Annotated in this window: 25 protein-coding genes and 2 pseudogenes; 17 read left to right on the forward strand and 10 right to left on the reverse strand. The window is 33.3% G+C overall.

Going from position 1 to position 25,439, the window contains the following annotated elements; genetic code table 11:
- Positions 1–396 precede the first annotated feature (396 nt).
- A pseudogene (locus tag ACNHOZ_RS25515) lies at positions 397–721 on the reverse strand (tRNA-binding protein).
- A gap of 438 nt (positions 722–1,159) precedes the next feature.
- Between ACNHOZ_RS25515 and ACNHOZ_RS25520 the strand changes: the two are divergent.
- Positions 1,160–1,954, forward strand: coding sequence for a hypothetical protein (locus ACNHOZ_RS25520; protein ID WP_098113487.1), 795 nt, complete (start codon positions 1,160–1,162; stop codon positions 1,952–1,954).
- 58 nt (positions 1,955–2,012) lie between these two features.
- Here ACNHOZ_RS25520 and ACNHOZ_RS25525 read toward each other — a convergent pair whose 3' ends face one another.
- Complete coding sequence (locus ACNHOZ_RS25525; RefSeq protein WP_447697342.1) at positions 2,013–2,246, reverse strand: hypothetical protein; 234 nt, start codon at positions 2,244–2,246, stop codon at positions 2,013–2,015.
- Between the two features lie 132 nt (positions 2,247–2,378).
- Between ACNHOZ_RS25525 and ACNHOZ_RS25530 the strand changes: the two genes are divergently transcribed.
- From ACNHOZ_RS25530 to ACNHOZ_RS25560, 7 genes are all read left to right on the forward strand, one after another.
- A complete protein-coding gene (locus ACNHOZ_RS25530; RefSeq protein WP_447697343.1) occupies positions 2,379–4,001 on the forward strand; it encodes a spore germination protein in 1,623 nt (540 codons plus the stop codon).
- Complete coding sequence (locus ACNHOZ_RS25535) at positions 3,991–5,220, forward strand: Ger(x)C family spore germination protein (protein WP_447697374.1); 1,230 nt, start codon at positions 3,991–3,993, stop codon at positions 5,218–5,220. The genes ACNHOZ_RS25530 and ACNHOZ_RS25535 overlap by 11 nt, the downstream gene beginning before the upstream one ends.
- Positions 5,221–5,241: 21 nt before the next feature.
- A complete protein-coding gene (locus tag ACNHOZ_RS25540) occupies positions 5,242–6,351 on the forward strand; it encodes a GerAB/ArcD/ProY family transporter (RefSeq protein ID WP_098113484.1) in 1,110 nt (369 codons plus the stop codon).
- A gap of 93 nt (positions 6,352–6,444) precedes the next feature.
- On the forward strand, positions 6,445–7,563 hold the full coding sequence (locus ACNHOZ_RS25545; RefSeq protein ID WP_098113483.1) for a GerAB/ArcD/ProY family transporter: 1,119 nt from the start codon (positions 6,445–6,447) through the stop codon (positions 7,561–7,563).
- Between the two features lie 12 nt (positions 7,564–7,575).
- Positions 7,576–8,676 (forward strand): GerAB/ArcD/ProY family transporter, encoded by a 1,101-nt coding sequence (locus tag ACNHOZ_RS25550; protein WP_098113482.1) that lies wholly within the window; start codon positions 7,576–7,578, stop codon positions 8,674–8,676.
- A 389-nt stretch (positions 8,677–9,065) separates the two neighbouring features.
- Positions 9,066–9,437, forward strand: a complete 372-nt coding sequence (locus ACNHOZ_RS25555; RefSeq protein ID WP_098113481.1) for a DUF1304 domain-containing protein — start codon at positions 9,066–9,068, stop codon at positions 9,435–9,437.
- A gap of 155 nt (positions 9,438–9,592) precedes the next feature.
- Complete coding sequence (locus ACNHOZ_RS25560; protein WP_306460857.1) at positions 9,593–9,757, forward strand: IDEAL domain-containing protein; 165 nt, start codon at positions 9,593–9,595, stop codon at positions 9,755–9,757.
- A 322-nt stretch (positions 9,758–10,079) separates the two neighbouring features.
- Here the strand turns inward: ACNHOZ_RS25560 and ACNHOZ_RS25565 are convergent, their stop codons facing one another.
- Together ACNHOZ_RS25565 and ACNHOZ_RS25570 are read right to left on the reverse strand one after the other, a co-directional pair.
- Positions 10,080–10,259, reverse strand: a complete 180-nt coding sequence (locus tag ACNHOZ_RS25565; protein WP_202188196.1) for an aspartyl-phosphate phosphatase Spo0E family protein — start codon at positions 10,257–10,259, stop codon at positions 10,080–10,082.
- 175 nt (positions 10,260–10,434) lie between these two features.
- Positions 10,435–10,617: a hypothetical protein gene (locus ACNHOZ_RS25570; protein ID WP_098113480.1), complete on the reverse strand. Its 183-nt coding sequence runs from the start codon at positions 10,615–10,617 to the stop codon at positions 10,435–10,437.
- A 1,348-nt stretch (positions 10,618–11,965) separates the two neighbouring features.
- Between ACNHOZ_RS25570 and ACNHOZ_RS25575 the strand changes: the two genes are divergently transcribed.
- On the forward strand, positions 11,966–12,409 hold the full coding sequence (locus ACNHOZ_RS25575; protein ID WP_447697344.1) for a hypothetical protein: 444 nt from the start codon (positions 11,966–11,968) through the stop codon (positions 12,407–12,409).
- Positions 12,410–13,163: 754 nt separating this feature from the next.
- Here the strand turns inward: ACNHOZ_RS25575 and ACNHOZ_RS25580 are convergent.
- Positions 13,164–13,367, reverse strand: coding sequence for a cold-shock protein (locus ACNHOZ_RS25580; protein ID WP_447697345.1), 204 nt, complete (start codon positions 13,365–13,367; stop codon positions 13,164–13,166).
- Between the two features lie 313 nt (positions 13,368–13,680).
- Here ACNHOZ_RS25580 and ACNHOZ_RS25585 point away from each other — a divergent pair, with 313 nt between their 5' ends.
- Positions 13,681–14,259, forward strand: a complete 579-nt coding sequence (locus tag ACNHOZ_RS25585; RefSeq protein ID WP_447697346.1) for a TetR/AcrR family transcriptional regulator — start codon at positions 13,681–13,683, stop codon at positions 14,257–14,259.
- Positions 14,260–14,663: 404 nt separating this feature from the next.
- On the opposite strand, the gene ACNHOZ_RS25590 is transcribed toward ACNHOZ_RS25585, so the two are convergent.
- Entirely contained in the window at positions 14,664–14,930 is a 267-nt protein-coding gene (locus ACNHOZ_RS25590; protein WP_447697347.1) for a hypothetical protein, read from the reverse strand.
- A gap of 144 nt (positions 14,931–15,074) precedes the next feature.
- Between ACNHOZ_RS25590 and ACNHOZ_RS25595 the strand changes: the two are divergent.
- From ACNHOZ_RS25595 to ACNHOZ_RS25615, 5 genes and pseudogenes are all read left to right on the forward strand, one after another.
- Positions 15,075–15,302, forward strand: a pseudogene (locus ACNHOZ_RS25595) (His/Gly/Thr/Pro-type tRNA ligase C-terminal domain-containing protein); the annotation flags it as partial.
- 344 nt (positions 15,303–15,646) lie between these two features.
- Complete coding sequence (locus tag ACNHOZ_RS25600) at positions 15,647–16,597, forward strand: ABC transporter substrate-binding protein (RefSeq protein WP_221817024.1); 951 nt, start codon at positions 15,647–15,649, stop codon at positions 16,595–16,597.
- Between the two features lie 80 nt (positions 16,598–16,677).
- Positions 16,678–17,685, forward strand: a complete 1,008-nt coding sequence (locus tag ACNHOZ_RS25605; RefSeq protein WP_447697375.1) for a FecCD family ABC transporter permease — start codon at positions 16,678–16,680, stop codon at positions 17,683–17,685.
- Positions 17,682–18,668 carry a FecCD family ABC transporter permease gene (locus ACNHOZ_RS25610; RefSeq protein ID WP_154974509.1) on the forward strand — a complete coding sequence of 329 codons (987 nt, stop codon included), beginning with the start codon at positions 17,682–17,684 and terminating at the stop codon, positions 18,666–18,668. The genes ACNHOZ_RS25605 and ACNHOZ_RS25610 overlap by 4 nt, the downstream gene beginning before the upstream one ends.
- Positions 18,669–18,682: 14 nt before the next feature.
- Positions 18,683–19,483 (forward strand): ABC transporter ATP-binding protein, encoded by an 801-nt coding sequence (locus ACNHOZ_RS25615; protein WP_221817023.1) that lies wholly within the window; start codon positions 18,683–18,685, stop codon positions 19,481–19,483.
- A gap of 132 nt (positions 19,484–19,615) precedes the next feature.
- On the opposite strand, the gene ACNHOZ_RS25620 is transcribed toward ACNHOZ_RS25615, so the two are convergent.
- Entirely contained in the window at positions 19,616–20,257 is a 642-nt protein-coding gene (locus ACNHOZ_RS25620) for a hypothetical protein (RefSeq protein ID WP_299634175.1), read from the reverse strand.
- 587 nt (positions 20,258–20,844) lie between these two features.
- Here ACNHOZ_RS25620 and ACNHOZ_RS25625 point away from each other — a divergent pair.
- The gene (locus ACNHOZ_RS25625) at positions 20,845–21,192 is read left to right on the forward strand and encodes a hypothetical protein (RefSeq protein WP_047751948.1); all 348 of its coding nucleotides are present in this window, start codon (positions 20,845–20,847) and stop codon (positions 21,190–21,192) included.
- Between the two features lie 381 nt (positions 21,193–21,573).
- On the opposite strand, the gene ACNHOZ_RS25630 is transcribed toward ACNHOZ_RS25625, so the two are convergent.
- Positions 21,574–21,774: a hypothetical protein gene (locus tag ACNHOZ_RS25630; RefSeq protein WP_080963444.1), complete on the reverse strand. Its 201-nt coding sequence runs from the start codon at positions 21,772–21,774 to the stop codon at positions 21,574–21,576.
- A gap of 797 nt (positions 21,775–22,571) precedes the next feature.
- Between ACNHOZ_RS25630 and ACNHOZ_RS25635 the strand changes: the two genes are divergently transcribed.
- Positions 22,572–22,943, forward strand: a complete 372-nt coding sequence (locus ACNHOZ_RS25635; protein WP_154974500.1) for a DUF1304 domain-containing protein — start codon at positions 22,572–22,574, stop codon at positions 22,941–22,943.
- 331 nt (positions 22,944–23,274) lie between these two features.
- Here the strand turns inward: ACNHOZ_RS25635 and ACNHOZ_RS25640 are convergent, their stop codons facing one another.
- Together ACNHOZ_RS25640 and ACNHOZ_RS25645 are read right to left on the reverse strand one after the other, a co-directional pair.
- The gene (locus ACNHOZ_RS25640; RefSeq protein WP_447697348.1) at positions 23,275–24,237 is read right to left on the reverse strand and encodes a TIGR03943 family putative permease subunit; all 963 of its coding nucleotides are present in this window, start codon (positions 24,235–24,237) and stop codon (positions 23,275–23,277) included.
- A gap of 10 nt (positions 24,238–24,247) precedes the next feature.
- Positions 24,248–25,234 carry a permease gene (locus ACNHOZ_RS25645; RefSeq protein WP_221817021.1) on the reverse strand — a complete coding sequence of 329 codons (987 nt, stop codon included), beginning with the start codon at positions 25,232–25,234 and terminating at the stop codon, positions 24,248–24,250.
- Between the last annotated feature and the right edge of the window lie 205 nt (positions 25,235–25,439).

Below are 25,439 nucleotides of genomic sequence, written 5' to 3' on the forward strand. Positions count from 1 at the left end.
AGTTATTATTAAGCTAATTAAATATCAATTTTATATTGTTTAAAAGAGTAAATAGATAAACTTACTTATAAAAATTATAGTTTTACTATTTACTCTAGATGACGACAAATATGATCTTTTTCTACAAGGTGTGTAATAGTTAACGCTATTTTTTATAAAATACGTTAATCATTACTTTCATTAATAACTTAAAATTAAACTTATTTAAAAGATGTTATCCTTTTTAGATATAAATCATGAATTATAAACTAGTATAATTTATATGTATTGTTGGAATAACAAAACAATTTCTTTTTTTATGGAGTAAACAATAAAACTAATTAATTTAGCAAAATACTTTATACTTTCATGTATATGTCAATATCTATTTTGAAAGACCTAGACATGGCAACATGATTAAGCAATGGGTGTGCCGTTTTTAATAAACTCACTAGGCTTTAATAGCACCACATCTCCTTCTTCTGAAACCCCATCCATGACTAGTACCTCAGACTTAAAACCTACGATGCGCATAGGAGGAAAATTCACCACAGCAATTACTTGAGATCCAACCAGTTGTGCTGGTTTATAGCGTTTTGTAATCTGAGGAACATTTTACTCCAAGCTCACCAAAGTCTATTTCTAGTTTTATTACTGGCTTCCTGGCTTCTGGAAACGGCTCGGCTTTTACTACCGTACCAACACGGATATCTAACTTTGAAAAGTCATCGATTGTTGCCATCGCTATCACCCATTCTTCAATTATTTTGAAATACCTGTTATAAAAATCCTTGGGATGTAATGATTCTATCATAAGCAAAAGAGGGGCTTTTTGTCTTTTCCTAAGAATAGATGGTCCAATTATAAGGAAGGTTAATTCAAATGAAATCCTAATGGATCCAATCTTATTTCTGTTGAGAAGTAAAAAGCGCTTATATACACATATTATAAGCCTGTTCTTTGAATCAAAATACTTGTCCATGAGCAAAATACCTAATACACCTTGAGGCATTATATAACCAATCTTCTACTACTATATTTTAAAGAGAACGCTACTGACCCCTTTATCAGTGGTTTTTTCTTTTTGATATGTAGTTTGTGATTACTTAACTCGATTTGTATATAAATGGAATTATTATGCATAATAATAAAAATTACTTTTCAAAAGGGGCTTTTGATAGTGCATGAAGAACAGGTCATTGAAATTTATCAAGATGTTCTAGCAAAAAGGAGAAAAAGATTCCCAAATTATTTCTTTGTAGGTAATGAGGGGAAAAAATACATGCGTTATATCACGTGCTATTTGCTTGAAAAGCACCTAACCATTCCCATTGATGAAATCCCTTTTCAGGTAGGTGCAAATACATTGTGGTCACACCGTCTAAGACCACCGGCAACACTATATGGATGGAACTATTATGAAGTTATCGATAATGCCTATCCCGGACAATTTAAACCATGGCAATTCCAACAAGCTCCTGATAATTATTGGCATGGAGAAGAAGGGAACCAAAGAGCTATTGAAGCAGTAAAATACGTAATAGAGGAGAAGCTAGAACTCTCTATGAAAGAAATACCCTTTAAGGTTAATTTTCACTTTTTTAAACAGCATGGTTTAGGAGGTGCCTTTACTCTTTTAGGGTACTCTCCTTTTCAAATAGTTGAAGCAATTTATCCTGGTGCTTTTAGGCCTTGGCAATTTGCTCACGTTCCTATGAATTGTTGGAAAAATGAAGAATATATTAGAGAAGCTATGGAACACTTTCTGTTTAAACAACTCTATTTTTCTTCATATGAGGAGGCTTTTATTCAATTAAAAAGAAATGATTTCACAGAGTTTCAGTTAACGGGTCTATTTCAAATGGCTTTTGATTCTAGAATGAACAATGTAAAACACTGGATACAGAATCAAATGACAACTATATACCAAAAACCTTTAAAATCATTATCTATAAAAAGATCATTAGATAACTAATTTAAATCAGTTTATTAGTCTGTTCATTTCGTAGGTTAAAAATAATAATGCGTAACTATTACGATTGATTAGTGGCTTTGGTTTTTTTCTTTATATAGAGATATAAAGATTCAGCAACAAAAAGAGAAAGAAGAAGAAAAAGCACAAATAATTCACTGACTTCCATCACTCTAAAAGGATTAATGGCTTTATACAAGGCTTGGGAGAAATCATTCCCTTGAATGATATCGATACTTAAAGAAAAGCCAATTAAACATCCCATCATTAAAAGACTAATACCTAAAATCTTCATATTTATCACGCTCCATTTAATAGGGTCTTCTCTTTTTTCCATAATGATACGTAAATATTTATTGTTAATTTCTACATAAAAACAGCTTATATGGTTAAAGTAATAAAAACTAAAAGAAGGGTGTTTAAATCTATGCCTTCGTTTTTTAAAGATCGTAAACAAAAAAAGAAACGAACACAGGATAAAGAGAACCAAGATACTAATCATCAAGAAGAATTGATACAAATCTCTTTGTCAGACAATCTCAACATAATCAAACAAAAAACTGGAAATAGTTCAGATGTCGTTACTCGAGAGATAAAAATAGGAGAAAATTATGACATGAGAACGGCAATTGTCTATATAGAAGGAATTGTAGACAATCAATCGATTCAAGAGTACATGTTGCAATCTATCATGAAAGATAATAATAAGAACGAAATAAATCGATACAATGTGATAGATTTGTTTTCTAAAGATATAATGACGATTGGAAACATATCTCCCATCACTAATTTTGATGATTTATTTGGATCTTTAATGGCAGGAGATACTCTTATCTTAGTGGATGGGGTGGAACAAGCGTTAAGTGCTAGTACAGCAGGCGGTGAGAAACGTTCTATTGCGGAATCTACTACCGAGATGGTTGTGCGAGGACCAAAAGGAGCGTTTACAGAGTCCCTGGGAACAAATACAGCTATGGTACGTCGCATCATTAAGACTCCCGATTTATGGATGGAATCTATAAAAGTTGGACGTGTAACAAAGACAGATGTAACGTTCATGTACATACATGGCATTGCCAATAATAAAGTTGTTAATGAAGTTCGTGAGCGATTAGAACGAATTGACATTGATAGCATCTTGGAGTCAGGTTATATTGAACAACTGATAGAGGATCAAACAGCTACTCCTTTTCCAACTGTATACAACACGGAAAGACCTGACGTTGTAGCAGGAAATCTGTTGGAAGGACGCATTGCTATATTTGTGGATGGAACCCCTTTTGTACTTATTGCACCAGCTGTGTTTATACAGTTTTTCCAATCGGCTGAAGATTATTATGCGCGTTTTGATATTGCGACTTCTATTCGTCTTTTGCGTATTTTGATGTTTATGATTTCGCTAATTGCGCCAGCTACATACGTGGCAGTTACAACTTTTCATCAAGAAATGGTACCAACAACTCTTATTGTCGCAATCGCAGCACAAAGAGAGGCCGTTCCCTTTCCAGCCTTCGTAGAAGCTTTACTAATGGAATTAACCTTTGAGATTTTACGAGAAGCAGGTATACGTTTGCCAAAAGCCATTGGTTCAGCCGTCTCGATTGTTGGAGCTCTCGTAATTGGTCAAGCAGCTGTTCAAGCAAGTATTGTGTCCCCCGCAATGGTCATTATTGTATCGATTACAGCCATTGCAAGTTTTGCTACACCTTCTTTTAATATGGCCATTTCAGCTCGCTTAATTCGTTTTTTATTTATGATTGGTGCAGCAACATTTGGTTTCTATGGCATTATTTTATGTCTTTTAATGATGGTTGTCCATTTATGCAGTCTAAGATCATTTGGAATTCCTTACATGTCCCCGTTTGCCCCTTTTACCCTGGTAGACAACGGTGACACTATTTTAAGGTTACCATGGTGGACGTTGAGACAAAGACCACGATTGGTGACTACCAACACAGTCCGAGAAGCTGCAAATCAACAACCACGTCCTCCTGCATCTCGTGGTATGGTAAATCGTGATTTTGAAGAGGGTGAAAATGATGAAGCGTAAAGGTATTTTTCTTTTAACGATCATGACAATGACTTTAATACTTACAAGCTGCTGGAGTAAAAAAGAATTAACAGACCTTGCTATTGTCGCAGCTATGGGAATCGATAAAACAAAAGATGGAAGATACCACATAACGCTCCAAATTATTAACCCAGGTAATGTGGCAGGAGGTATGCAAGGAGGAGGGGGAGGTACACAAAGCCCTCCTATTACTATCTATTCAGCTTCAGGAGACAATTTAGTCGAAGCAAGTAGACGAGCTTCAGGAAGGATTTCCCGGAGATTGTATTATGCTCATACGAACTTGGTTGTAGTTGGAGAAAAGCTAGCTAAAGAAGAAGGCCTCGATACATTGATTGATGGCCTAGATCGAGACCCAGAGTTTCGGAATACATCAACACTAGTAATTGCCAATCATTCTTCCGCAGCTGACGTTGTGAAAACATTAACTCCAGTTGATAAAATTCCAGCAAATAAAATATTAAAAACCTTAGAATTCACACAAAGAAAATGGGGAGAAAATGTGAAGACGTCACTTCAAGAAGTGATGAAGAGCCTTGAATCTCCTGGAAGAGGAACAGTCGTATCAGGATTTCGTCTAGTTGGTAATCCTCAGCAGGCGCAAAAACTAGATAACCTTCAGGAAAGTGCACCAGAAGCAACACTTCGCGCTTCCGGGATTGCAGTATTAAAAGAGGGAAAACTAGTCGATTGGTTATATGGAAAACCAGCAATAGGGACCGTATGGATTCTTGATAAAATTCAAGGAACTGATATTAATATTGATTGGAAAGGAAAAAAAGAAGCTATTGCTTATCAAACTGTAAGACAAAAAACAAGCATCTCTGCCCAAGTCAAGAATGGCCAACCTCATATTTCCGTTCATACACGTGTTGAAGGAGATATTGGTGATATGGAGGTACCTGTTGATATTAAAAATCCAAAGGTTATTAAAAAAATGGAACAATCTATCGGAAAAAAAATCGAAAAAGATCTAAAGATGGCTATTGAACGTGCCCAAAAAAACAGAACAGATATCTTAGGATTTGGAGAGGTAATTCATCGTACTAGGCCAAATCAATTTAAGAAATTTAAACAAGAATGGAATGATGTGTACTTTCCAAAGTTAGAAGTGGATATTACAGTGGAAGCTTACATACGTCGAGCTGGCTTGCGAAATAAATCTTTCCTTTCTGGAGTAAAAGAAAAGCAAAAGTAAAGAAAAGGAGGTACCAGTTAAATGGAAAAATCGAAAATTAGCGCCATTCAGCTCTTTATTTTAATGGTCCTATTTGAATTAGGGAGCGCTTTACTAGTACCTCTTGCCATCGATGCAAAACAGGATGCTTGGCTTGCAATCTTATTTGGAATGGTTGGAAGTCTTGCTTTATTTCTAGTTTATCATAAGCTTTACACCTATTATCCCACCCTCTTACCTACAGAATATATGCGAAAAATCTTAGGAAAGGTGATAGGTACTGTACTTGCATTTATCTACATTCTTTATTTTATGTATGATGCCTCAAGAGTTCTACGTGATTTTGGTGAGATGCTGTTAACTTTTGCTTATCCAGACACACCTTTATTCATTGCTAACGCTCTACTAATGCTTATCATCATTTATACCGTCAGAAAGGGAATTGAGGTCATTGCTCGTTCAGGAGAACTACTTTTTATTTTTATGTATGTCCTTGCAATTGCGGGATTTATCTTAATTTTAACTTCTGGCTTAATTGAAATTAAAAATCTACAACCTATTTTGGAAGAAGGCTTGTTAAGCCCATTAAAAGTTGCATTATCTGAAACTCTATATTTTCCTTTTACTGAAGCCGTGGTATTTACGATGATTTTACCGTACTTAAATGATTCCAGAAAAGCAAAAGTGACAATGCTATGTGCAACGGGGTTAAGTGGAATCAATTTAGCTATTACAATGCTTATCAATGTGAGTGTACTGGGTGTTAACCTGACCGAACGTTCCGAGTTTCCACTTCTTAGTACGATTGAAAGCATCCAAGTAGCCAATTTTTTAGAACGGCTTGAGGTATTTTTCATGGTTGGCATGATCATAGGCATTTTTATTAAAATTACTGTGTTATTTTATGCATCTACCATTGGTACAGCCAATTTATTCAAAATTAACTCCCCTTCAAGGCTTTCATATCCTTTAGGTATTATTGTGTTACTTTTATCTATTACCATTGCAAGCAATGTTCAAGAACACCTTCATGAGGGGTTACATATAGTTAAAACTGTTCTGCATATTCCTCTCTTTATCATAATTCCTCCTATTCTTCTTTTTGTAGCTTTTCTTAAAAACAGAAATCAGCAAAGGGGAAAAAATGTTTAATTAACTAAAAAAAAAGGATTTTTAGACTACTGTTACTTTTATAGAGAATTTATTATTTGTTAATAAAAAGAATTTTAAAAGGAGGCCAAGTAGATGGAAAAAGCAAAAATTAGCGCTAGTCAGCTTTTTATCTTAATGGTCCTATTCGAGCTTGGAAGTGCTTTATTAGTACCTCTTGCAATTGATGCAAAACAGGACGCTTGGCTTGCCATTTTACTAGGAATGATATTCAGCTTTGTTCTATTGTTAGTCTATCATAGACTGTATCTCTATTACCCTGATCTTTTGCTTACCGAATACGTACAAAAGATTTTAGGAAAACCCTTAGGATTCGCCTTGGCATTTGTCTATATCCTTTACTTCATGTACGATGCCTCAAGGGTTCTACGTGATTTTGGTGAGATGTTGTTGGCCTTTGCTTATCCAGATACGCCTTTATTTATTGCGAATGCTTTATTAATCCTCGTCATTATTTATACTGTTAGAAAAGGAATTGAGGTTATTGCACGGTCAGGAGAGTTGCTTTTTATTTTTATGTACTTTCTTGCTATTGCAGGATTTATCCTAATTATATCCTCAGGATTAATTGATTTTAAAAATTTACAACCTATTTTGGAGGCCGGCTTATTTCCTGTTTTGAAAGTAGTGATGACTCAGACTTTGTATTTTCCATTTTCCGAAATCATTGTAATTACAATGATTTTGCCGTATTTAAACAACCCCAAAAAAGCTAGGCTCACAATGTTTTGTGCTACTGCATTAAGTGGGGTTAATCTCATTATCACGATGCTCATTAATGTTTGTGTACTGGGAGTTAATTTGACTGCACGCTCACAGTTTCCACTTCTTAGTACGGTCCAGACCATCCAAGTTGCAGACTTTTTAGAGCGTCTTGATGTGTTTTTTATGTTAGCTTTAATTATTACTATCTTCTTCAAGATCTGCTTATTGTTTTATGCAGCTGTAACAGGAGCAGCTAATTTATTTAAGGTTAAATCACCTTCGAGTTTATCTTATCCTTTTGGGCTAATCATTCTTTTTTTATCTATTGCCATTGCAAGTAATGCGCAAGAACATAATCATGAAGGATTAAAGATTGCAATGTTTGTTGTACATATCCCTCTCCTTACAATTATTCCTCCTTTGCTTCTTATTGTAGCTTTCTTTAAAAATAGGAGGAAGCGTGTTAAAAACAATTTCAGTCCAGAATAGGAGGAAGCTTGGATGGAAAAAGCAAGGATTAGTGCTAGTCAGCTATTTATTTTAATGGTTCTATTCGAACTAGGAACTTCTTTGTTACTACCTGTCGCAATACAAGCAAACCAGGATGCATGGCTTTCTATCCTACTTGGAATGTTGGGTAGTTTAATTCTGTTTCTAATTTACTGCAAACTATACTCTTATTATCCAAGCCTTTTGCCTACAGAATATATGCAAAAAATTTTAGGAAAAACTATAGGAAGCGTATTAGCCTTTCTTTATATGTTCTATTTCATATATAATATGGCAAGAGTTTTACGAGACCTTGGAGAGATGTTGTTAACATTTTCTTACTCCGATACGCCTCTGTTTATTGCAAATGCTTTACTCATTCTAGTTATCATTTATACTGTTCGGAAAGGAATTGAAGTAGTAGCTAGATCAGGAGAAGTATTTTTCATATTTATGTATGTACTTGCTGTCACAGGATTTTTCCTAATTGTATGTTCAGGTTTAATTGACTTTAAAAACTTACAACCAGTACTTGAAAAGGGGATTTTTCCAGTGCTAAAAGTTGTTCTTGTTCAAACTTTGTATTTCCCCTTTGGTGAAGCAATTGTATTTTCCATGATTTTACCTTACTTAAACAATCCTAAGAAGGCAAAAGCGACCATGTTATGTGCAACGGGATTGAGTGGTATTAATCTAACTATTACCATGCTTATTAATATTAGTGTATTAGGAGTCGATTTAACTGCACGCTCACAATTCCCACTTCTTAGTACTGTACAAAGCATTCAGGTGGCAGATTTTTTAGAACGGCTTGATGTATTTTTTATGCTTGCTTTAGTCATCGGTGGCTTCTCTAAAATTAGTATTTTATTCTATTCTGCTATGATAGGAACAGCCAATTTATTTAAAATTAAATCACCATCTCAGCTTTCTTACCCTATTGGGATAATAGTTCTTTTTATGTCCCTTACAATTTCTAGTAACTTTCAGGAGCATCTGTATGAAGGCATAGGGATAGAGATGTTTTTTATACAAATTCCTTTCATAGCGATTATTCCTGTGCTACTTTTTCTTGTTGCACTCTTGAAAAATAGAAGGAATCAGAAAGCATAATAAATTTGTTTATTAACTTCTGGATATAAAAAGCTTACAACGTAACTACTTATTACAGGCTAGGATTGATAAAAATAAATTTAAATTATGTGAGGTGCCTTTTTTGTATACTTGGTTTTACGATCATTTTATTAATACAATTCTATTTCCTCTTAGTTCTATCGTGATAGTAGCTATCACACTAAGTGGATATGCGTACTTTAAATTCAGGAAAAACTGAATGTCAATAGGGTCTCTTTTTTGACCATTTCTAATATAGACAAATTTTTTGATGACAAAGGTTTATTGTTATATCTGGTGAAAAAGAAGATATTTCCTAGTGCATGTACAGCCTATAATGCAAGACCATGAGCCCACCAAAAGTCTAGTTTCAATGGGGAAAATGACACATGGAAATATTTTCAGCAGTTTTAGTTGGAGTTGTAGCATTAGAACATTTATTCATTATGATTCTTGAAATGTTTTTTATACGTTCAAAGGTAGCAAAGCGAGCATTCCAGTTACCTAAGCACTTGGAAGGAGATCGAAATGTAGCTATTATGTTTGCAAATCAAGGATTATATAATGGATTTTTAGCCGCAGGACTCGTTTGGGGACTCATACTAGGATTCAATTCAGTTGGCTATATGGTTCAGTTGTTTTTCATAATTTGTGTGGTAGTAGCAGCCATTTACGGTGGTTTTACATCTAACAAGTCAATTATCATAAAACAAGGACTTCCGGCTATTTTAGCACTGATTACTCTTTTGCTCGTTATATAGTGACATTTTTTTGTTAGGAACAAAGGAATATATGACCTTAATCATGTATATTACATATAACTATATGTCTCGCTTCTTTTATTAACCTTGCTTAAAAAGAGTATGAAAGGGAATACTGTTGGCAAAACAGAAAAAGATAAAGGGGTTGACGTTCGGTGGAGAATAATATACGTGATGAAATGTTGGCTGAATTGTTTCTAAACCAAATGATGAAAAACTTCAAAAAAAGTAAAATTCTTGGAGAAATCGATCAGTCCTTAAAAAATAAAGATAAAGAAGCTTTTTTTCGCTTAACAGAAGAACTTAAATCCGTATCTTAGCAAAAACGATATAAATAGAAGAAACTAGTTAGCCTAAAATTAGATGCTTTAATTTCCTCAAAAGTAAGAAAATATATACAACAGAAGGTAACATAATGTTTTTTCTGGAACACACGAAAAAAAACCCCTCTTATAAAGTAAGGGGTCTAAAAGGAACACTTTTATTTATAAGCAGAAACACATTAGAAATAGTATCTCATTATGAAACGTGGTAATCTATATATGCTTCATACTTCGAATACGTATGAACAAACCCTTATAAAAAAGCAACCTCGCTTGCCAATGCCGAGGTTGCTTTTTACTTTATGTAAGAGGCTAAGGTCTATTTATCCAACTTATCTAATTCGTTTAACAGTTGATCCAATAGTTTACTCATTCTAATCGTATTATGACTATCCATACCTTCTTCTAAAGCTGTAACAATCATTCTCTCTCTCATAACCTCTATTTCAGTAATTAACCTCTGTTTTATAAGTATCTTGTACCCACCCATCCAATCCATCATCACCTCTTACCATTAATGTTAATTTTTCCATTAATATAACAATAAATGTATTCTGCATTTGTATCAACGACCAATATATTACAAAAGACTAATTGGAGAAATGATTGATAAATAAAAAGCAACCTTTCTCCCAGTCAACAGCATGAGAGGCAAGGTCGCTTTTTTATATTTATTAATAATATTTCCTATGATATAACCCTTTTTCTAATTCAATTGTATATCTCAATCTTGTTTGCTTTTTATAAAGTTCATCAGACAGTTCTATGAACTCGCCTTCCGTAATCATTCCATTAATTAACTTAGTAAAGAGATCATTGATGTGTTGAGTAACATCTTTAAGTTCTTTTTCTTTCAATCATTTCAATCCTTCAAATCAAATTTCCCTAACTATACTACGGAGTATGAATATATAAAAGAGGTAAATTCTCCCTTTTCAAGTTATTTTATATACACTTAACTATAAAAATCATTGCAATTTGTCTTACAAGCTTTATCTCATTATGATATACTAGCATAGCTAACCTATTTTCTTATGAAAATAACCTAAATCACACTTTAACTTTTTCTTTTTTTTGCAGAGTAACATTCTAAATTCCTAAAGTGCTCGCAGTTTTATTTAAACTGCGAGCACTTTTTTTACTTTCTTAACAACAGATCAATTAATAGAAAAGAGATTAGAATAGCTAAAAGTATAGATATTATGTTCATCTACCATTTATTCTTTGAACTAGAAAAGACGCTGTGAAGCGTCTATTTGGTAATTCTCACTGTTTCAAACTGAAGAGCGTAAAGCAGAAAAACTACCTTAAAAAATTAATCAAACAATTAGTTAAAGTAGTTTTTCTGTTCTTCAACTTACATAAGGTATAAATACACTCATATAAACATTGGCATTTAACAATACGATGTGTAACTATAGTCCTCTATTACATAATTTCATTGATACTTGAGCATGATACTTATGATGGCATAAAGTCTCTATACGTTATAACTTAAAGTATTTCGTTATAAGCAAAAAAACTCTTGGGATATCCTTAACTGAGAGTTTTTTTGTTTTAACGATTTAAAAAGATATTTCTATTTTTGAATAGAAATATCTTGTAGAGAGCAAGCTACTCAAGAATGAGTAATGCTTCAAAATTACAATGTAAAGTATTGATGATAAGAGCTAAAAAAGCACCTTAAAGAGAAGGTGCTTTTTTAGTTGGAAGGAATGACTTATAGATGAAACTATTTTTCAATTATCTGTTTTTCTTAATCGGTGGAGTTATTTGTATCAGTCTCCTAGCGTTTTCTATCTACACAGATCTTGCTCACTTGAATGGATACAATCCTATTCCTGTTGGGAAGTGAAATGCTTATAGAAATGGACATCAAGATCATAAATTAATTTATTTTCTGAATGGAAACACTTTTCTAAGAGTAAACTACCAAAGATGTCGCAACGCATCAACTTATGTGATAATTCTTGTAGCAAAAAGCTCCCTACGGAAATAGGGAGCTTTTGTCTTGTGAGTGTGTAAGATGTACAGAACCATTTAACATAAAACTTATTTTGAGCACAAAAGAGCTTGGGCTAATAAGTTCAAGTTTTTCTTCTCTATACAATTATAAACTGAAACCTAACATGTGTTGTTGGAACGAGTGTGTGAGGTTTTTGTGAAAAAGGGTATACTAACGTTATTAAATAAAGAGGTGCTGCTATGGAATCCCCTTTTGAAATGATAACAAATGTGGAGAAAGTGGAAAATGCTTATTATGTAGAAATAAAGCCAGGTGAGTACAATGCAAAGTATTGGAATAAAGACTCGGTCTATATTGCTGATGAAGCTTTTGCTTATTTCTACACCACGATTTGCAAGTATGTGCCACAGTATCAACCTACGGAAGTGACAGAAATTAAAACAGAAACATGGCTACGTATCAGTAATCAGCTGCAAGAACTCGCATGTTTTTTGGGTAGCGACCCTCCTATGATTAAACTAAAGAAATGGATTGATTTTAATAAAGTGGAGGAAACGTACAAACAGTTTAATCGTCACAAAAAAAAGTACATTCGTGAGTTAATTAACATGATTGAGGAGTTTACAGTGTGGTTGAAAAAAATCTGTCAAACACAATCATACATCACCATTTTGGGTACTTAATGTAAATCAATTCTACGTTTATTGGGCCATACATTTAAAATTAAAGATACATGGTATTATCAGAAAAGAAACCCTTAGGTAATAAGGAAATCGTGAGGAATGTATGCTTACCACCTTATTAATAATAGCAGGAAAGAAGAGTTGTATTTGTTCAATTATAGGATTTACATACAGAAGCTTTAATGTAGATGACTTATTCATAAATACAATTGCTTCTGGAGTGGGTTTTATATGTTTCACCAGCCTCTTTGCTTACATACTCCACGTCCTTCTTACCAAATACAAACGACAATATTACTATCCAAAAAACTATAGAAAAGTGCCTTACGTTGAATTTGGTACAACTATGAGATCTAACGGTAATTATAATATAAAAGTATAAGCTCGCCTATTTTAGATGTTTCAAGCATCACCTGAAAAGAACAACATTCATTTATCTCAGCAAAAACTCTTGATTGTTAGTCAGGAGTTTTTGCTGCTTTTATTTATAAAACGAATAATGCAGAACAACACGAGCAAACTATCCAAGATGCTTCGTACGCTCTGGAGTATCTCTTTACGGCCAAAATTGTATAACATCCAAAACAGAAAAACTGCCTCCTCCCCGATGGCAGTTTTTCTGTTTCGTAAGTATAGATCTTATGTGTGCGAAGTTAACATAAAACGTATTATGTATAAGTTATTTATCTAAAAACAGAAAAAAAGCATATCAGAATAGTAGAGGAATGTCTTTTTTATTATAAAAAATATACGATTAGAGCACTACTACATATTCTGCTTGTGGCTCTTTTTGACCCATATATTCTACATAAGAAACTTTTTGTCCTACTTTTAAAGAGTTGGCGTTATGAATAGAACTAAAATAAACAAATAGGTCTTCACCACCATTATCAGGTGAAATAAATCCAAAACCTTTGTCATCATCAAAATATTTTACTGTGCCTGTTTTACTTTCCAATATAAATAATCTCCTAAAAATTTTATTTAGCAATTAATTATATATGAACACAAAAATAAAATGCTTTATGTAACTAAAAAAAAACCCATACGCCAGGTTTTTTTCTATTTTGATGATGAATACCCTATACATTTTTAGTTACCATAATGTACCTTATCGGAAATAATATGTTCAAGACCCTATTTATTAAAGGAAAGTTAGCGAAGTTAGATTTTGATGTTATTTTCCGTTTACTAAAAAGATAATTCTCAAATAGGCACTGAATTCCTGCATCATAGTTGATAAAACAGTACGAACGTACTATAATGATCTCATGACAAAAACAAAAGATAAAATCATTCAAAAATCGATGGAGTTCATCTCTAAATATGGCTATGCTAATTTTTCGGTAGGAAATATTGCTAAAGAATTAAACATAAGTAAAGGAGTTGTTAATTACCACTTTCCTCAAAAACAGATGTTATTAGAAACACTAATTACCCAATTTTATGAAAAAGCAGCCACTTATATGGGAGAGCACATGGACTTGAGTAAGGATGCAAAAAGCACTTTAGAATCATACATTGAGTCTAACCTAAAATTTGCATCTGAAAACAAAGAAGGAATATTGGCAGTAACTGAAATAATGTTAAATGCAAGAAATGAAGATGGAAAATTGACTTTTATGGATGAAAATAAAAACATATTCATGCCATTGATTGAGATATTTCAATATGGCCAAGATGTTGACAAAAGTTTTAGGAAATTCCCTCCCGAAATAATGGCCAGAGCTGTTAGAAGCATTATCGATAATTTTAGTTTAACAATTGCAAAGGGTGAAATAACTGATATTGATTCGACAATAAACGAAATAAAAGGAATATTTAATAAAGCGACCGAAAGAAGTGAGTAAAAATGAGTAAAAATGATTTGCTCAGACTAGCAGGAGTTATTTTTTTTATATTTTCAGTTCAAGGGATTTTAAGGCCTTTGATCAATCTGTTCCTTGGTCACGGGGCAATCTTTAATTTGTTCCAGCTTCCGAGTCCTATTTCACTTACAATCTATGTAATCCTTTTAGGATTAGGACTCTTGTTAGTTACAAATACAAAGCCGTTTGAAAATGAGAAGAAATAGTATGCATTATAATTAAAACTTTGAGCAAACTACCAAAGACGCCGTGAGTCATCATAAAATAGCTCTCCATTCCTTACAAGGATAGAAAAAGCCACTGATTAGGTCCGGTGGTTTTTCTGTTTTAATCTGTATACCATATACAAACATAAATTGCATTACAGGAACCAAAGCCCCTTTATTCTATGTAGAATAAAGGGGCTTTGGTTCCCTATAATTACTTTCTACAAGTGCACCTAAATTGTCTAAATCTTGACTAATATTTAAGATAATTAAGTAATGCCATTCTCCTTTACGTTTCCCTAAATTTACTACTTGATGAACTTCAACTTGATCATTTTCATACTCTCTAGCTGATTCACACATTTCTCTCAATGTACTGCCAAACTCTGTGTTATCCCAATTCCTTATTGTCAAATCAATATAAGATTGGCTTTTTTTGAAATTCATATCTCACTCTCCCTATCACTAAAAATAACATTAAAGTAATAGTTTGGGTAAAAAATCAGTTACGTCGGGTAGGCAGGCACTCTCACGAGCGCCCGCCCCCCTAAGAACCGTACGTGACAGATTTCCCGTCATACGGCTCAAGGGCAAAAGGGCATTCGAGTAGAGTTAGATAATCGAGAACAAAAGCTCGGATATAAAATTCGCGAAGCTCAAGTGGCTAAGGTTCCTTATATCTTAGTACTAGGAGATAAAGAAATGGAGAGCAACTCCGTCAATGTACGAAAGCATGGAGAAGAGAAATCCGAAACATGCAACATAACTAGCTTTATTGAAAACCTTCAGGATGAAATTACTTCTAAGAAACTTAAATAATAACAAAGAAGGCTCCTTAACATATAATAAGAAGCCTTCTTTTAATGTCCATAGCATAGCTTTCGTCAATGCTTTTTAAAGTAGAAAAAGACAATGAGTAGACCTTTTATTTAATGAAGAAACTAGGTCTTTTATTCACTTAACGTTTTAAAATGCAAAGTTTGTGAAAGTATTATCCATTTTAAGATAATGAAACTTTACTTTAAAAGGTTCATAACCTATGAAAGAGAGTAAATTATTACTGGAAATCTATTGACTATATAAATACGAAAAGATATGCTTAGAACATTACGTTAATGATAATCATTATCATTTTAGTGGATTTAATAGGAGGAAATGAGAAAATGAAAGCTCGAAAGAAATTGAAAATAGTAAGTGTAATGGCAATCCTTTCTATATTATTAGTGTTAGCAGGATGTGGGGCAAAGCAGGATTCTACTAATGAAAAATCTTCTAACAATCAAAAGGTAGCTGTTAAACATGAATTAGGCACTACTAAGGTTCCTAAAAATCCAAAAAGAATTGTTGTTCTTGAATTGTCGTTTGTTGATGCACTTCACGGTTTAGGTATTAAGCCTGTTGGAATAGCTGATGACAACAAAAAAGATATGATTGAACAGTTGGTAAATGGAAAAATGAAGTATACTTCTGTTGGGACACGTCAACAACCAAACCTGGAAGTAATCAGCTCACTAAAGCCTGACTTAATTATTGCAGATGTTCAACGTCATAAAGCAATTTATAAAGACTTAGAACAAATTGCTCCAACGATTGAGTTGAATAGTCGTGAATCTACATATGAAGAGAATATAGATGCTTTTAAAACAATTGCGAAAGCAACTGGAAAAGATAAAAAAGCAGAAGAGCGATTAAATAAACATGAGGAAACCATTGCGAAATTAAAAAAGGAAGTAAAAGAGGAAAATGGTCAGACAATCTTACCAGCTGTAGTTCGAGACACTTCATTCCAAGCTCATACCTCTGCTTCATATGACGGTGGATTCCTTGAAAAGCTTGGTTTTAAAGATGCTGTACAAAGTAAAGAGGCTTACGCTGAAATGAATTTAGAACAGTTGTCAGACATTAATCCAGATATTTTAATTCTAGCTAATAATGAAGGAAAATTATTAACAGATGAATGGAAATCAAATCCTCTATGGAAGAACTTAAAAGCTGTTAAAAATCATAAGGTATTCGTAGTAGATCGTAACTTATGGACAAGATTCCGAGGTGTTGTTTCTTCAGAAGCAATTGGAAAGGATACAGTTAAGCTTTTACATGATCAACAAAAGTAAAGCTGTAACTATGAAGTGAGAATAGTTTTCTATTCTTGCTTCTATTTGTATAGCAAAGTATATGAGAAAGTGTGTTGTGAATAAACATGAATATCAAGAAACAACGAACAAGTAGATACATAACAGGATTTATTGGTGTTTTTTTATTGATAGCTGGAATATTTATTCACGTTTCTGTAGGTTCTTCTTCTATTAGTATAACTGATGTAATAAGAGCCCTATTGCACCCAGACGATTCCAAACAAACAACGATTATTCAAACTCTGAGACTACCGCGAGCCGTTCTTGCAGCACTAATTGGGGCTAGTCTTGCTGTAGCTGGAGCACTGATGCAAGCTATTACTAGAAACTCTCTAGCTTCTCCTCAAGTATTCGGCGTAAATGCCGGAGCTTCTTTAGCTATTGTTGTGGCAACAATCTTATTTCCAGAATTATATTCAAAAACAACTGTTTATTTTTCATTCTTAGGATCTGCATTAGGTGGAATAACCGTCTACTTATTCGCGTCTGGGGGGAAAGTAACACATATTAAGTTAGCTCTTGCTGGTATGGCTGTTCATCTATTTTTATCTTCCCTTACACAGGGAGTAATTGTGTTAAATGAAGATGCTACGGACGTTTTATATTGGCTTGTAGGGTCAATTAATGGAAAGAACTGGTCTCATGTTTTAGTATTACTTCCATGGTCTGTATTTGGACTTTTAGCAGCTTTCATCATGGGGCGCTCAATTTCTATATTAGTTCTAGGGGAAAATATGGCAACCGGTTTAGGTGAAAAAGTACAGTGGATAAGGCTTGTTGCTGGAGTAATTGTTATTATCCTTGCTGGTTCGTCCGTTTCTGTTGCTGGTCCAATAGGCTTTATTGGTCTGATGGTTCCTCATATTGCACGAAAGTTAGTGGGAGGAGATTATCAACGTATCTTACCATTTTCCGCACTTTTAGGTGGGACTCTACTTGTTTATGCAGACATACTTTCACGTTTTATTGCATACCCGTTCGAATCACCGGTAGGGATTGTAACAGCTCTTATTGGGGCACCTTTCTTTTTATATCTTGCTAGAAAGGGGAGGAAGATTAAACAATGAACGCAAAAAAACATCCTTATGGCATACTCAGTATACTCCTCCTCATCCTAGTTATGATGGCATTCATAAGTTTGGGTATTGGAGCTGTATACACTTCACCAGTTGAAGTTTTTACTAATCTTATAGGATCATCACAAAGTAATCATTTTATTTTATTTAATTATCGAATTCCACGAATGCTTCTTGCTGTTATAGTTGGAGCATCTTTAGCTGTCTCTGGAGCTATCTTGCAAGGAATTTTAAAAAATCCATTAGCGTCTCCAGATGTAATCGGTGTAACAAAAGGGTCAGGTTTATTCGCAGTTGCTGTTTTAATTATTTTTCCAGGGGCTTCTATGGTAGCATTACCATTTTCAGCTTTTTTAGGAGCTGCAGTAATTGCAATTGCTCTTATGCTATTCTCATATACACAAGGTACAAAAACTCATTCATTAGCGTTAATAGGCGTTGCTTTAGGGGCTATCTGCCAAGCCGGCATTCAGTATTTTATGATTAAGTTTCCAGATAACGTCAACACAACGCTTTTATGGTTAACTGGAAGCTTATGGGGAAGAGGCTGGAATGAAATGTGGTTTTTAATTCCTTGTCTTGTCCTTATTCCTTTAATTGTTATTTTTACTTCTAAGTTAGATATTTTGAATTTGGGAGATGAAATGGCAGTCGGATTAGGAGAAAGAATAAAATATGTTCGTTATACTTTATTGAGTATAGCCGTGATTTTAATAGGGGCATCAGTAGCCGTTGTTGGATCAATAGGCTTTATTGGACTTATTTCTCCTCACGTAGGGAGAAGGTTAGTAGGTAGTCGTTCAAAATTCTTATTACCTGTATCAGCACTAATTGGATCCTTGTTTTTACTTCTGGCTGACACTGTAGGGAGAGGTATAGTTCCTCCAATCGAAATTCCAGCTGGTATCGTAACAGCGATTATAGGAGCTCCTTATTTCTTATACTTACTGCGACGCGAACAAAAAAATAAGTGAGAGGAAGAGTATGTATGACAAAATTAACTGCAGAGAAGCTTTCGATCTCATACGATTCAACGTCGATCATTAATAATATTGATCTTCATATTCCAGAAGGCAAAATAAGTATCATTATTGGCTCAAATGGTTGTGGAAAATCAACAATTCTTCGATCTTTAGCACGTCTATTAAAACCAACACAAGGTTGTATTTATTTAAATGGAAAAGATATTCACCAGCACTCTTCAAAAGAGGTCGCAAAACAATTAGCTATCTTGCCTCAGTCTCCTGACGCACCTGAAGATCTAACGGTTAAAGAGCTTTGTTATTACGGACGTCATCCCCATAAAGGACTGTTTGCACGTTATTCTAATGAAGATCACAAAACTGTAAGTGACGCTTTGAAATCTACTAAGATGGAATATTTAAGTGACCGAACTTTAGATGCTTTATCTGGAGGGCAGCGTCAACGTGCATGGATTGCTATGGCTTTAGCACAAGGAACGGAATTATTACTTTTGGATGAGCCGACAACATATTTAGACTTGGCTCACCAAATTGAAGTACTCGAATTATTGCGTAACCTAAATAAGCAACAGGACCGAACAATTGTAATGGTTCTACATGATTTGAACCAGGCTGCTCGTTACGCTGATCACTTAATTAGTATCTCAAGTGGAAAGATTTATACAGAAGGATCTCCGAAGCAAGTCTTTACTGAAGAAATGATAGAAGAGGTATTCGGACTTTCATGTAAAATAATAGACAATCCCGTAGATCATTCACCTTTATGTATACCAACAGGGATTTATAAGAAAAATTTCACTAAATAGACAAAATAATATACGTAGAAAGAAGCTACTGTGTCCAATATAGTCATTCAGTAGCTCTTTTTATATAAAAGGGACCTATGGAAATTGTTATGGTTCTTATAACAAATAGGTTACTTAAATTTTCTGTTCCATTTACTGATCCTCTGGATCTAACTCGAGACTTTCAACTTCATCATTCTTCTTTAATTCTAATCGCACAACTTTATTTTTACTATCTCCAGACATATTGTCGTCATCTTGCTCAAAGTCTTTAGATTTTTTATAAGTCTTTTTTCCACTAGACACTTCTATTGTTACATCATTATCGGTTTCATTGATTAATTTTCCAATTATGCTATAATCTCCATCAGCATCTTTTTCGTATATACCATTTGAATCTGCTTTTGCTTGAGGAGTTAACTCTAGACTTTCTGCATTGTTATCTTTAGCATCAATCTCTACGTTTACTTGTTTTCCATCAATATCCTTAGGTGTATCTTCTTCTTTTTTAAACGACTTACTTTTAGGTATCTTTACTTTTTCACCATCAATAACAATTGTTAACTCACTATTCGTTTCTTTGTCTAATGTTCCTATTAAATCAAAATCTTCACCTTGCTGTTTACTATCTGGATCCTTGGAGTACTGTTGTAAATTTAATTTATCTTCCGAAGAGCCATTCTTACTTTGTGATGCATTTTGCGATGAATCATTTTTGTTAGAGCATCCTGCGAGAGAACCTGTAGCTAAAGCACCTGCTAATGAAATACAAAGAACTACCATTTTTTTGTTCATATAGATTATTTCTCCTTTTTATCTGTTTTTATTTATATTTCCTATTCTTTAAAAAAACAAACGAAATTACGATTATAAAATTAAAAGCGTTTTATACCGTAAAGTATTGTTATATTTATATGTGTACAATTATCCAAGCACCTATTTCTCTAAGTTGTTTCTTTTTTATTTAACGATAACTAAATTTCCACTATATAACAACATTTTCCCTATTAAACCCAATTAAAATCCTAGAATACCTTTTTCAGGGTCTGAATAGCTCATTTTTTATACCTAATACATGTTACAATACGTTTTGTAGATGCGAATAAAAATTCCATTTCTTATTTCATAGGCAAAGGAAGTCCTCATAATTTGAGGGCTTTTCTTGTTTTTAATCTGATGATAGTCAATTTACAAAGAAGACCGTTAGATTATAACCTAATTTTTCAAGATCATTTATAAGAAATAACCTCCTAACTATTATTTAAGGAGCATAGTTTTTTGTATCAAGGCTACCATTTTTACCTAATGCAATTTTTATAGCATAAAGAAACAATCGTTGGGTAAACTACTAACAAATATGATTATGATGAGAGTGTATATGTATGAGTTATTTTTATGGTGCTACCTTTTTATTTTCGGGTTTATTTCTAATAAACCTGTTATTTTCGTATCAAAGTAAGCATATTGATCCGGCCTTTTGGACGACTTTAAAGTATCAACTTTTTGCCTTCCCACTATTTTTAATAGCCAATATGCTCATCGGATACGGCATCAAATTTGGATTTAAAGCGATTCAGAATTTAACATTTGTTTTAGTTACATCTAAAGGAATAGAGATAGTGATTTCAATATTAATGGGTTATCTATTTTTTAAAGAGGTTCCTACTTGGAAAACAGCATTGGGTTTTTTTATTATGATTGTAGGCATTATTGTTTCAAAAATAAAATAGAACCTTAAACGGTTTTAAAATCTATATTGGTAAACTTAAACAATAGACAACTTCTTTTTAGAGAACATTGTAGTAAAGCTTTAGTTACTACAATCACTCTTTTTGATCATAGTAAAAAAAAATGCCTTTTCGTGCAACTCATGCACAAGGGTGATAAGAAAAATCACTATTATGAGGTGTGCAGCTTTTTATAGATGAAGAACATGCTAATGATTGTTGGTTAAAGAGATGCTTAACAACCAAACCTTTTAATACATATGCTCAGACAGTAGAACTCTACTGTTTATGGTAAGAATATGATATGCTTTATTTTCAGTTATAGATTTTTTGAAAGGGTACCTCCTTCTCCAATGCCATTAGAACGAGGTACCCTTTTCTTATTTAACTGCTAAAGAAACTTCCACTCTTTCTTTTCCTCTTATAATGATGATGTCCATAACTTCCGTGATGACCACGTCTTTTCCTATAATCATCACTACTGCTATAACTCTTAAAAGGCTTTGATCTTCCTCTTTTATAATCACTGCTACTGTAACGCTTGTGCTTATTATTCATTAGTGAATCAAACAGTTTCTTGAACATGATTTAACCACTCCTCATAGTCATTTTAAATCTATAAAAAACAAAAAGCGCTTTTATCCTTTTAGTAGATAAAAGCGCTTGATGTACAAACAAAGACTTCACCCCACTAAAAAAATAGGCAAAGGTCTTGCTAACAATTAAGATTGCCAACAAAGCCGGAAACATGTTGTTTCGTAGTGACGACTTTTGTTGTACAGCTACTCCCCTTTGGAGTATTAAGTTTGTTCAATGTTAACTTAAACCAATTCTATAAGTCAATTAATAACTTATTAGTTATTAATATTTTTGATATTCTTTAAATTACACTTGAACTTGTAATTACCCTATAGTTACATTATATTAATTGATACATCAAATGCTTTTGTGGAATTTAATTTTCAACCATTTATTTTTTATAATATTTGTAGTCAATTATCAAAACAGGAAGAGAAATAAAAAAATTAATTGAGTTTGCAAAGTTCAACACTGAATAAGTCAACACGGCCTCGACTGTGATTGCCGTATCTCGGGGATAAGAAAAAGAGTTAATCTTAAAAATATTCTGCCTAGATAAAGATCTTTACCTCCAAGCTAATTTCAATGGGGAAAATAGCAAACGAAAGGCATAATTCTCATAGTTTAGCATTTAATGTGGTTACAATTTGGAAATGACTGAATAAATAACTTGATTTTAAAGCAAGTTATTTTAATGCCAAAAGGAACTGCTAGAAAATTTTATTTTAGAAAAAACTCATTATGTTCATTCATGAGTTTTCGCACATGCAAAAAAATCAGAAAACAGAAGGTGGAAATGGCACATGGAAATATTTTCAGCAGTTTTAGTTGGAATTGTAGCTTTAGAACATTTATTCATTATGATTCTTGAAATGTTTTTTATTCATTCAAAGATAGCAAAACGAGCATTCAAATTACCTAAGCACTTAGAAGGAGATCGGAATGTAGCTGTTATGTTTGCAAATCAAGGATTATATAATGGATTTTTAGCCGCGGGACTCATTTGGGGGCTCATACTAGGATCCAATTCAGTTGGCTATATGATTCAATTGTTTTTCGTAATTTGTGTGGTGGTGGCAGCCATTTACGGTGGTTTTACATCCAACAAGTCAATTATTATAAAACAAGGACTTCCGGCTATTTTAGCACTGATTACTCTTTGGTCTGTTATATAGGATGTCCGCCCAATCTGCATAAAGACAGCACCTAACTATTTGGGTGCTGTCTTTATGAAAAGAAGGACTTCTGAATCTTTAATCAACTAATTTTATATTACTAAAAACTGATATAAGCAAGCTATAACTTTGTTATGATTTCTGACACAAATAATTTATATTATTTTTTATTTTGTTAACGATAATAATTACTTTAACATTAATAATTTTGAATACAAAAGTCCGTAAAAGTATAGGTTTTTAGACAACATTGTACTTCCCAAGTATCTAACGTAACAAATAAATTACGTGTAGTTGGCCCTTGGTAGCATACATATATCTTATAGTCTTTTCATTCTTCAGGGCCTATTAGTTGTTCACCTTGATAAAGTTCATATACGTACGGATTGTCAGGCTGGTCAATGGACTCAATCTGTTGAACCTGAATATAGGGGACATTTTCTTCGTTATACGTAGTTTTTTGTATAATTCCTTTTATATGAACCCAAGTATCTTTTTTTAATGTTGAGGCATTTTCTAGTGTAGATAATAAGCCGTATACAGATGCATCTGCTGCACAACAAGATATGCCAAAGCGAGCAACAACGAATTGATTATCTTTAAATCCTTTTTCACGATATACAAAGCCATTGACCTCAATTTTCTTTCCAATAAACTGATCTGTGTTGTTTTCAATAATGTTCATGACTGGAATATAATCCGTGTCATTTATAGAAATTTTCGGTTGTTCGAGCAGTTTCTTTTCAAGTATTTTATAAAAACCTTCAGGTGCCACTTTAGCAGCAAGACTATTTTGGTGTCTTGTTGGAACGTTCTTTGGTGTTTCATCTGAAATTCCAGATAATAAATCATTCGTATCTTTTCCTAGTTCTGAATTAGTGGCTTCAATGTTTTTATCATCTTCGGTTTGTTGTTGAGTATCAAGTTTCGCAACTGAGAAACTTAACCCTCTTTTTACTGCAACCGAACTATCAAGTGTATGATTAGAAAATAAAAAGCCCGTCATAATAGGCAATAGAAATAAAGAGTAAATCAACGCTGTTCGAATTTTTCCTTTTTCCGTATGATCATGACCGCATTCACAAGATAAATCTTTATTTATGCTACTTCGCCAAATTTGTATAATACCTAACAAAAAAAAGGTACCAGAAGAAAACCATATAAAAGGCATCATTTTAGGCGCAATAAATTGAATGATTTTACCTGTTAATATGAGTTTAAACATAAGGAGGGAAAAACCAATTAGTAATATCCCCCTTATATAAATGATAAATTGCTGATCAATTTTCTTCATATCATTTCTCCTATCTACTAACTATTCCATAAGTGATGGTGATGAGATACACACTCACAGTAATGATAAGAATTAGACTACATGCAAAACGTTTTTTGAAAAAAGCTAGTAGCAGAATGGTGTTTTTAAAATCCATCATTGGTCCATATAGTAGAAAAGCAAGAAGAGCTGTAGGTGAAAATGTATGAGAAAAAGATGAAGCAACAAAAGCATCTGCTTCTGAACAAAGTGACAGTACATAAGCAAATCCCATCATAACGGCAGAAGACATATAGTCATTGCTTGCAAGGTTCGTTAATAGTTGTCTATCTAAAAAGGTTTGAAATAGACTTGCCACAAGCGCCCCGAATAATAAATATTTACCCATATCGAAAAATTCATCACTAGCATGATACAACGTTTGCTTTAACTTATTACCTACTTTTGCGTCCTCATGTTCATGAACGTGTACATGTCGTAGCTGATTCGAATTTTTAAAAAAGAAATAAACGGATAGACCAATTAATAAACAAGCAACAACAGCTAGTCCCATACGGCTGTAGACGATGGATGTATTTGATTGAAAGGCATAAAAAGTAGCAGCAAAGACAACAGGATTTAAAATAGGTGCACCAACTAGAATGACAATACCGATATGAAGAGGCATTCCTTTTTTTAATAAACGCCTTACAACTGGAATAATGGCACATTCACAAACAGGTAAAAGAGCACTTACTAGAACAGCTGGTAAAAGAGCTATATACGGATTTTTTGGAATTAGACGTTGAATGAATTCTTCTGAGACAAATACTTGAATCAGGGCAGATGCAAATACTCCGATTAAAATGAAGGGTATAGCCTCAAGTACAATGCTTAAAAAAATGGAGTTTACATTTAATAGAGATGCTGGGATAGCTAAATCGTGCGTATTTATATCGACAAAGAAAAAACAATAACCAAAAAGTACTAGTAACAGCACACCTATTAGGTCTTTACTTAACTGTGATAGAGTTGTCATGATCTATCATTTCACCTCCAATTACTAAAACTATATGATAGAGTTTAAACACATTATGCAGCTAATAAGAAAGAGTTAATATAAAAAATATTTAAAAGATAAAAACCTCAAAAACAATAATTATCCCTTCAACAAAACGTAATGTTTACGATTTGTTGTATATTATGTAAAAAGCATAAGGTATAGAACTGAGAAATACAGATAC

The sequence above is a fragment of the Priestia sp. D51 genome (assembly GCF_053345675.1).

Bases quoted from the DNA above. Each gene is read 5' to 3' on its own strand.
- ACNHOZ_RS25575 (WP_447697344.1), top strand. From the start codon at position 11,966: ATGGAATCCCCTTTTGAAATGATAACAAATGTGGAGAAAGTGGAAAAT.
- ACNHOZ_RS25625 (WP_047751948.1), top strand. From the start codon at position 20,845: ATGAGTTATTTTTATGGTGCTACCTTTTTATTTTCGGGTTTATTTCTA.
- ACNHOZ_RS25540 (WP_098113484.1), top strand. From the start codon at position 5,242: ATGGAAAAATCGAAAATTAGCGCCATTCAGCTCTTTATTTTAATGGTC.
- ACNHOZ_RS25555 (WP_098113481.1), top strand. From the start codon at position 9,066: ATGGAAATATTTTCAGCAGTTTTAGTTGGAGTTGTAGCATTAGAACAT.
- ACNHOZ_RS25550 (WP_098113482.1), top strand. From the start codon at position 7,576: ATGGAAAAAGCAAGGATTAGTGCTAGTCAGCTATTTATTTTAATGGTT.
- ACNHOZ_RS25635 (WP_154974500.1), top strand. From the start codon at position 22,572: ATGGAAATATTTTCAGCAGTTTTAGTTGGAATTGTAGCTTTAGAACAT.
- ACNHOZ_RS25645 (WP_221817021.1), bottom strand. From the start codon at position 25,234: ATGACAACTCTATCACAGTTAAGTAAAGACCTAATAGGTGTGCTGTTA.
- ACNHOZ_RS25620 (WP_299634175.1), bottom strand. From the start codon at position 20,257: ATGAACAAAAAAATGGTAGTTCTTTGTATTTCATTAGCAGGTGCTTTA.
- ACNHOZ_RS25610 (WP_154974509.1), top strand. From the start codon at position 17,682: ATGAACGCAAAAAAACATCCTTATGGCATACTCAGTATACTCCTCCTC.
- ACNHOZ_RS25630 (WP_080963444.1), bottom strand. From the start codon at position 21,774: ATGTTCAAGAAACTGTTTGATTCACTAATGAATAATAAGCACAAGCGT.
- ACNHOZ_RS25525 (WP_447697342.1), bottom strand. From the start codon at position 2,246: ATGAAGATTTTAGGTATTAGTCTTTTAATGATGGGATGTTTAATTGGC.
- ACNHOZ_RS25535 (WP_447697374.1), top strand. From the start codon at position 3,991: ATGAAGCGTAAAGGTATTTTTCTTTTAACGATCATGACAATGACTTTA.
- ACNHOZ_RS25530 (WP_447697343.1), top strand. From the start codon at position 2,379: ATGCCTTCGTTTTTTAAAGATCGTAAACAAAAAAAGAAACGAACACAG.
- ACNHOZ_RS25640 (WP_447697348.1), bottom strand. From the start codon at position 24,237: ATGAAGAAAATTGATCAGCAATTTATCATTTATATAAGGGGGATATTA.
- ACNHOZ_RS25545 (WP_098113483.1), top strand. From the start codon at position 6,445: ATGGAAAAAGCAAAAATTAGCGCTAGTCAGCTTTTTATCTTAATGGTC.
- ACNHOZ_RS25590 (WP_447697347.1), bottom strand. From the start codon at position 14,930: ATGAATTTCAAAAAAAGCCAATCTTATATTGATTTGACAATAAGGAAT.
- ACNHOZ_RS25585 (WP_447697346.1), top strand. From the start codon at position 13,681: ATGACAAAAACAAAAGATAAAATCATTCAAAAATCGATGGAGTTCATC.
- ACNHOZ_RS25565 (WP_202188196.1), bottom strand. From the start codon at position 10,259: ATGGATTGGATGGGTGGGTACAAGATACTTATAAAACAGAGGTTAATT.
- ACNHOZ_RS25615 (WP_221817023.1), top strand. From the start codon at position 18,683: ATGACAAAATTAACTGCAGAGAAGCTTTCGATCTCATACGATTCAACG.
- ACNHOZ_RS25600 (WP_221817024.1), top strand. From the start codon at position 15,647: ATGAAAGCTCGAAAGAAATTGAAAATAGTAAGTGTAATGGCAATCCTT.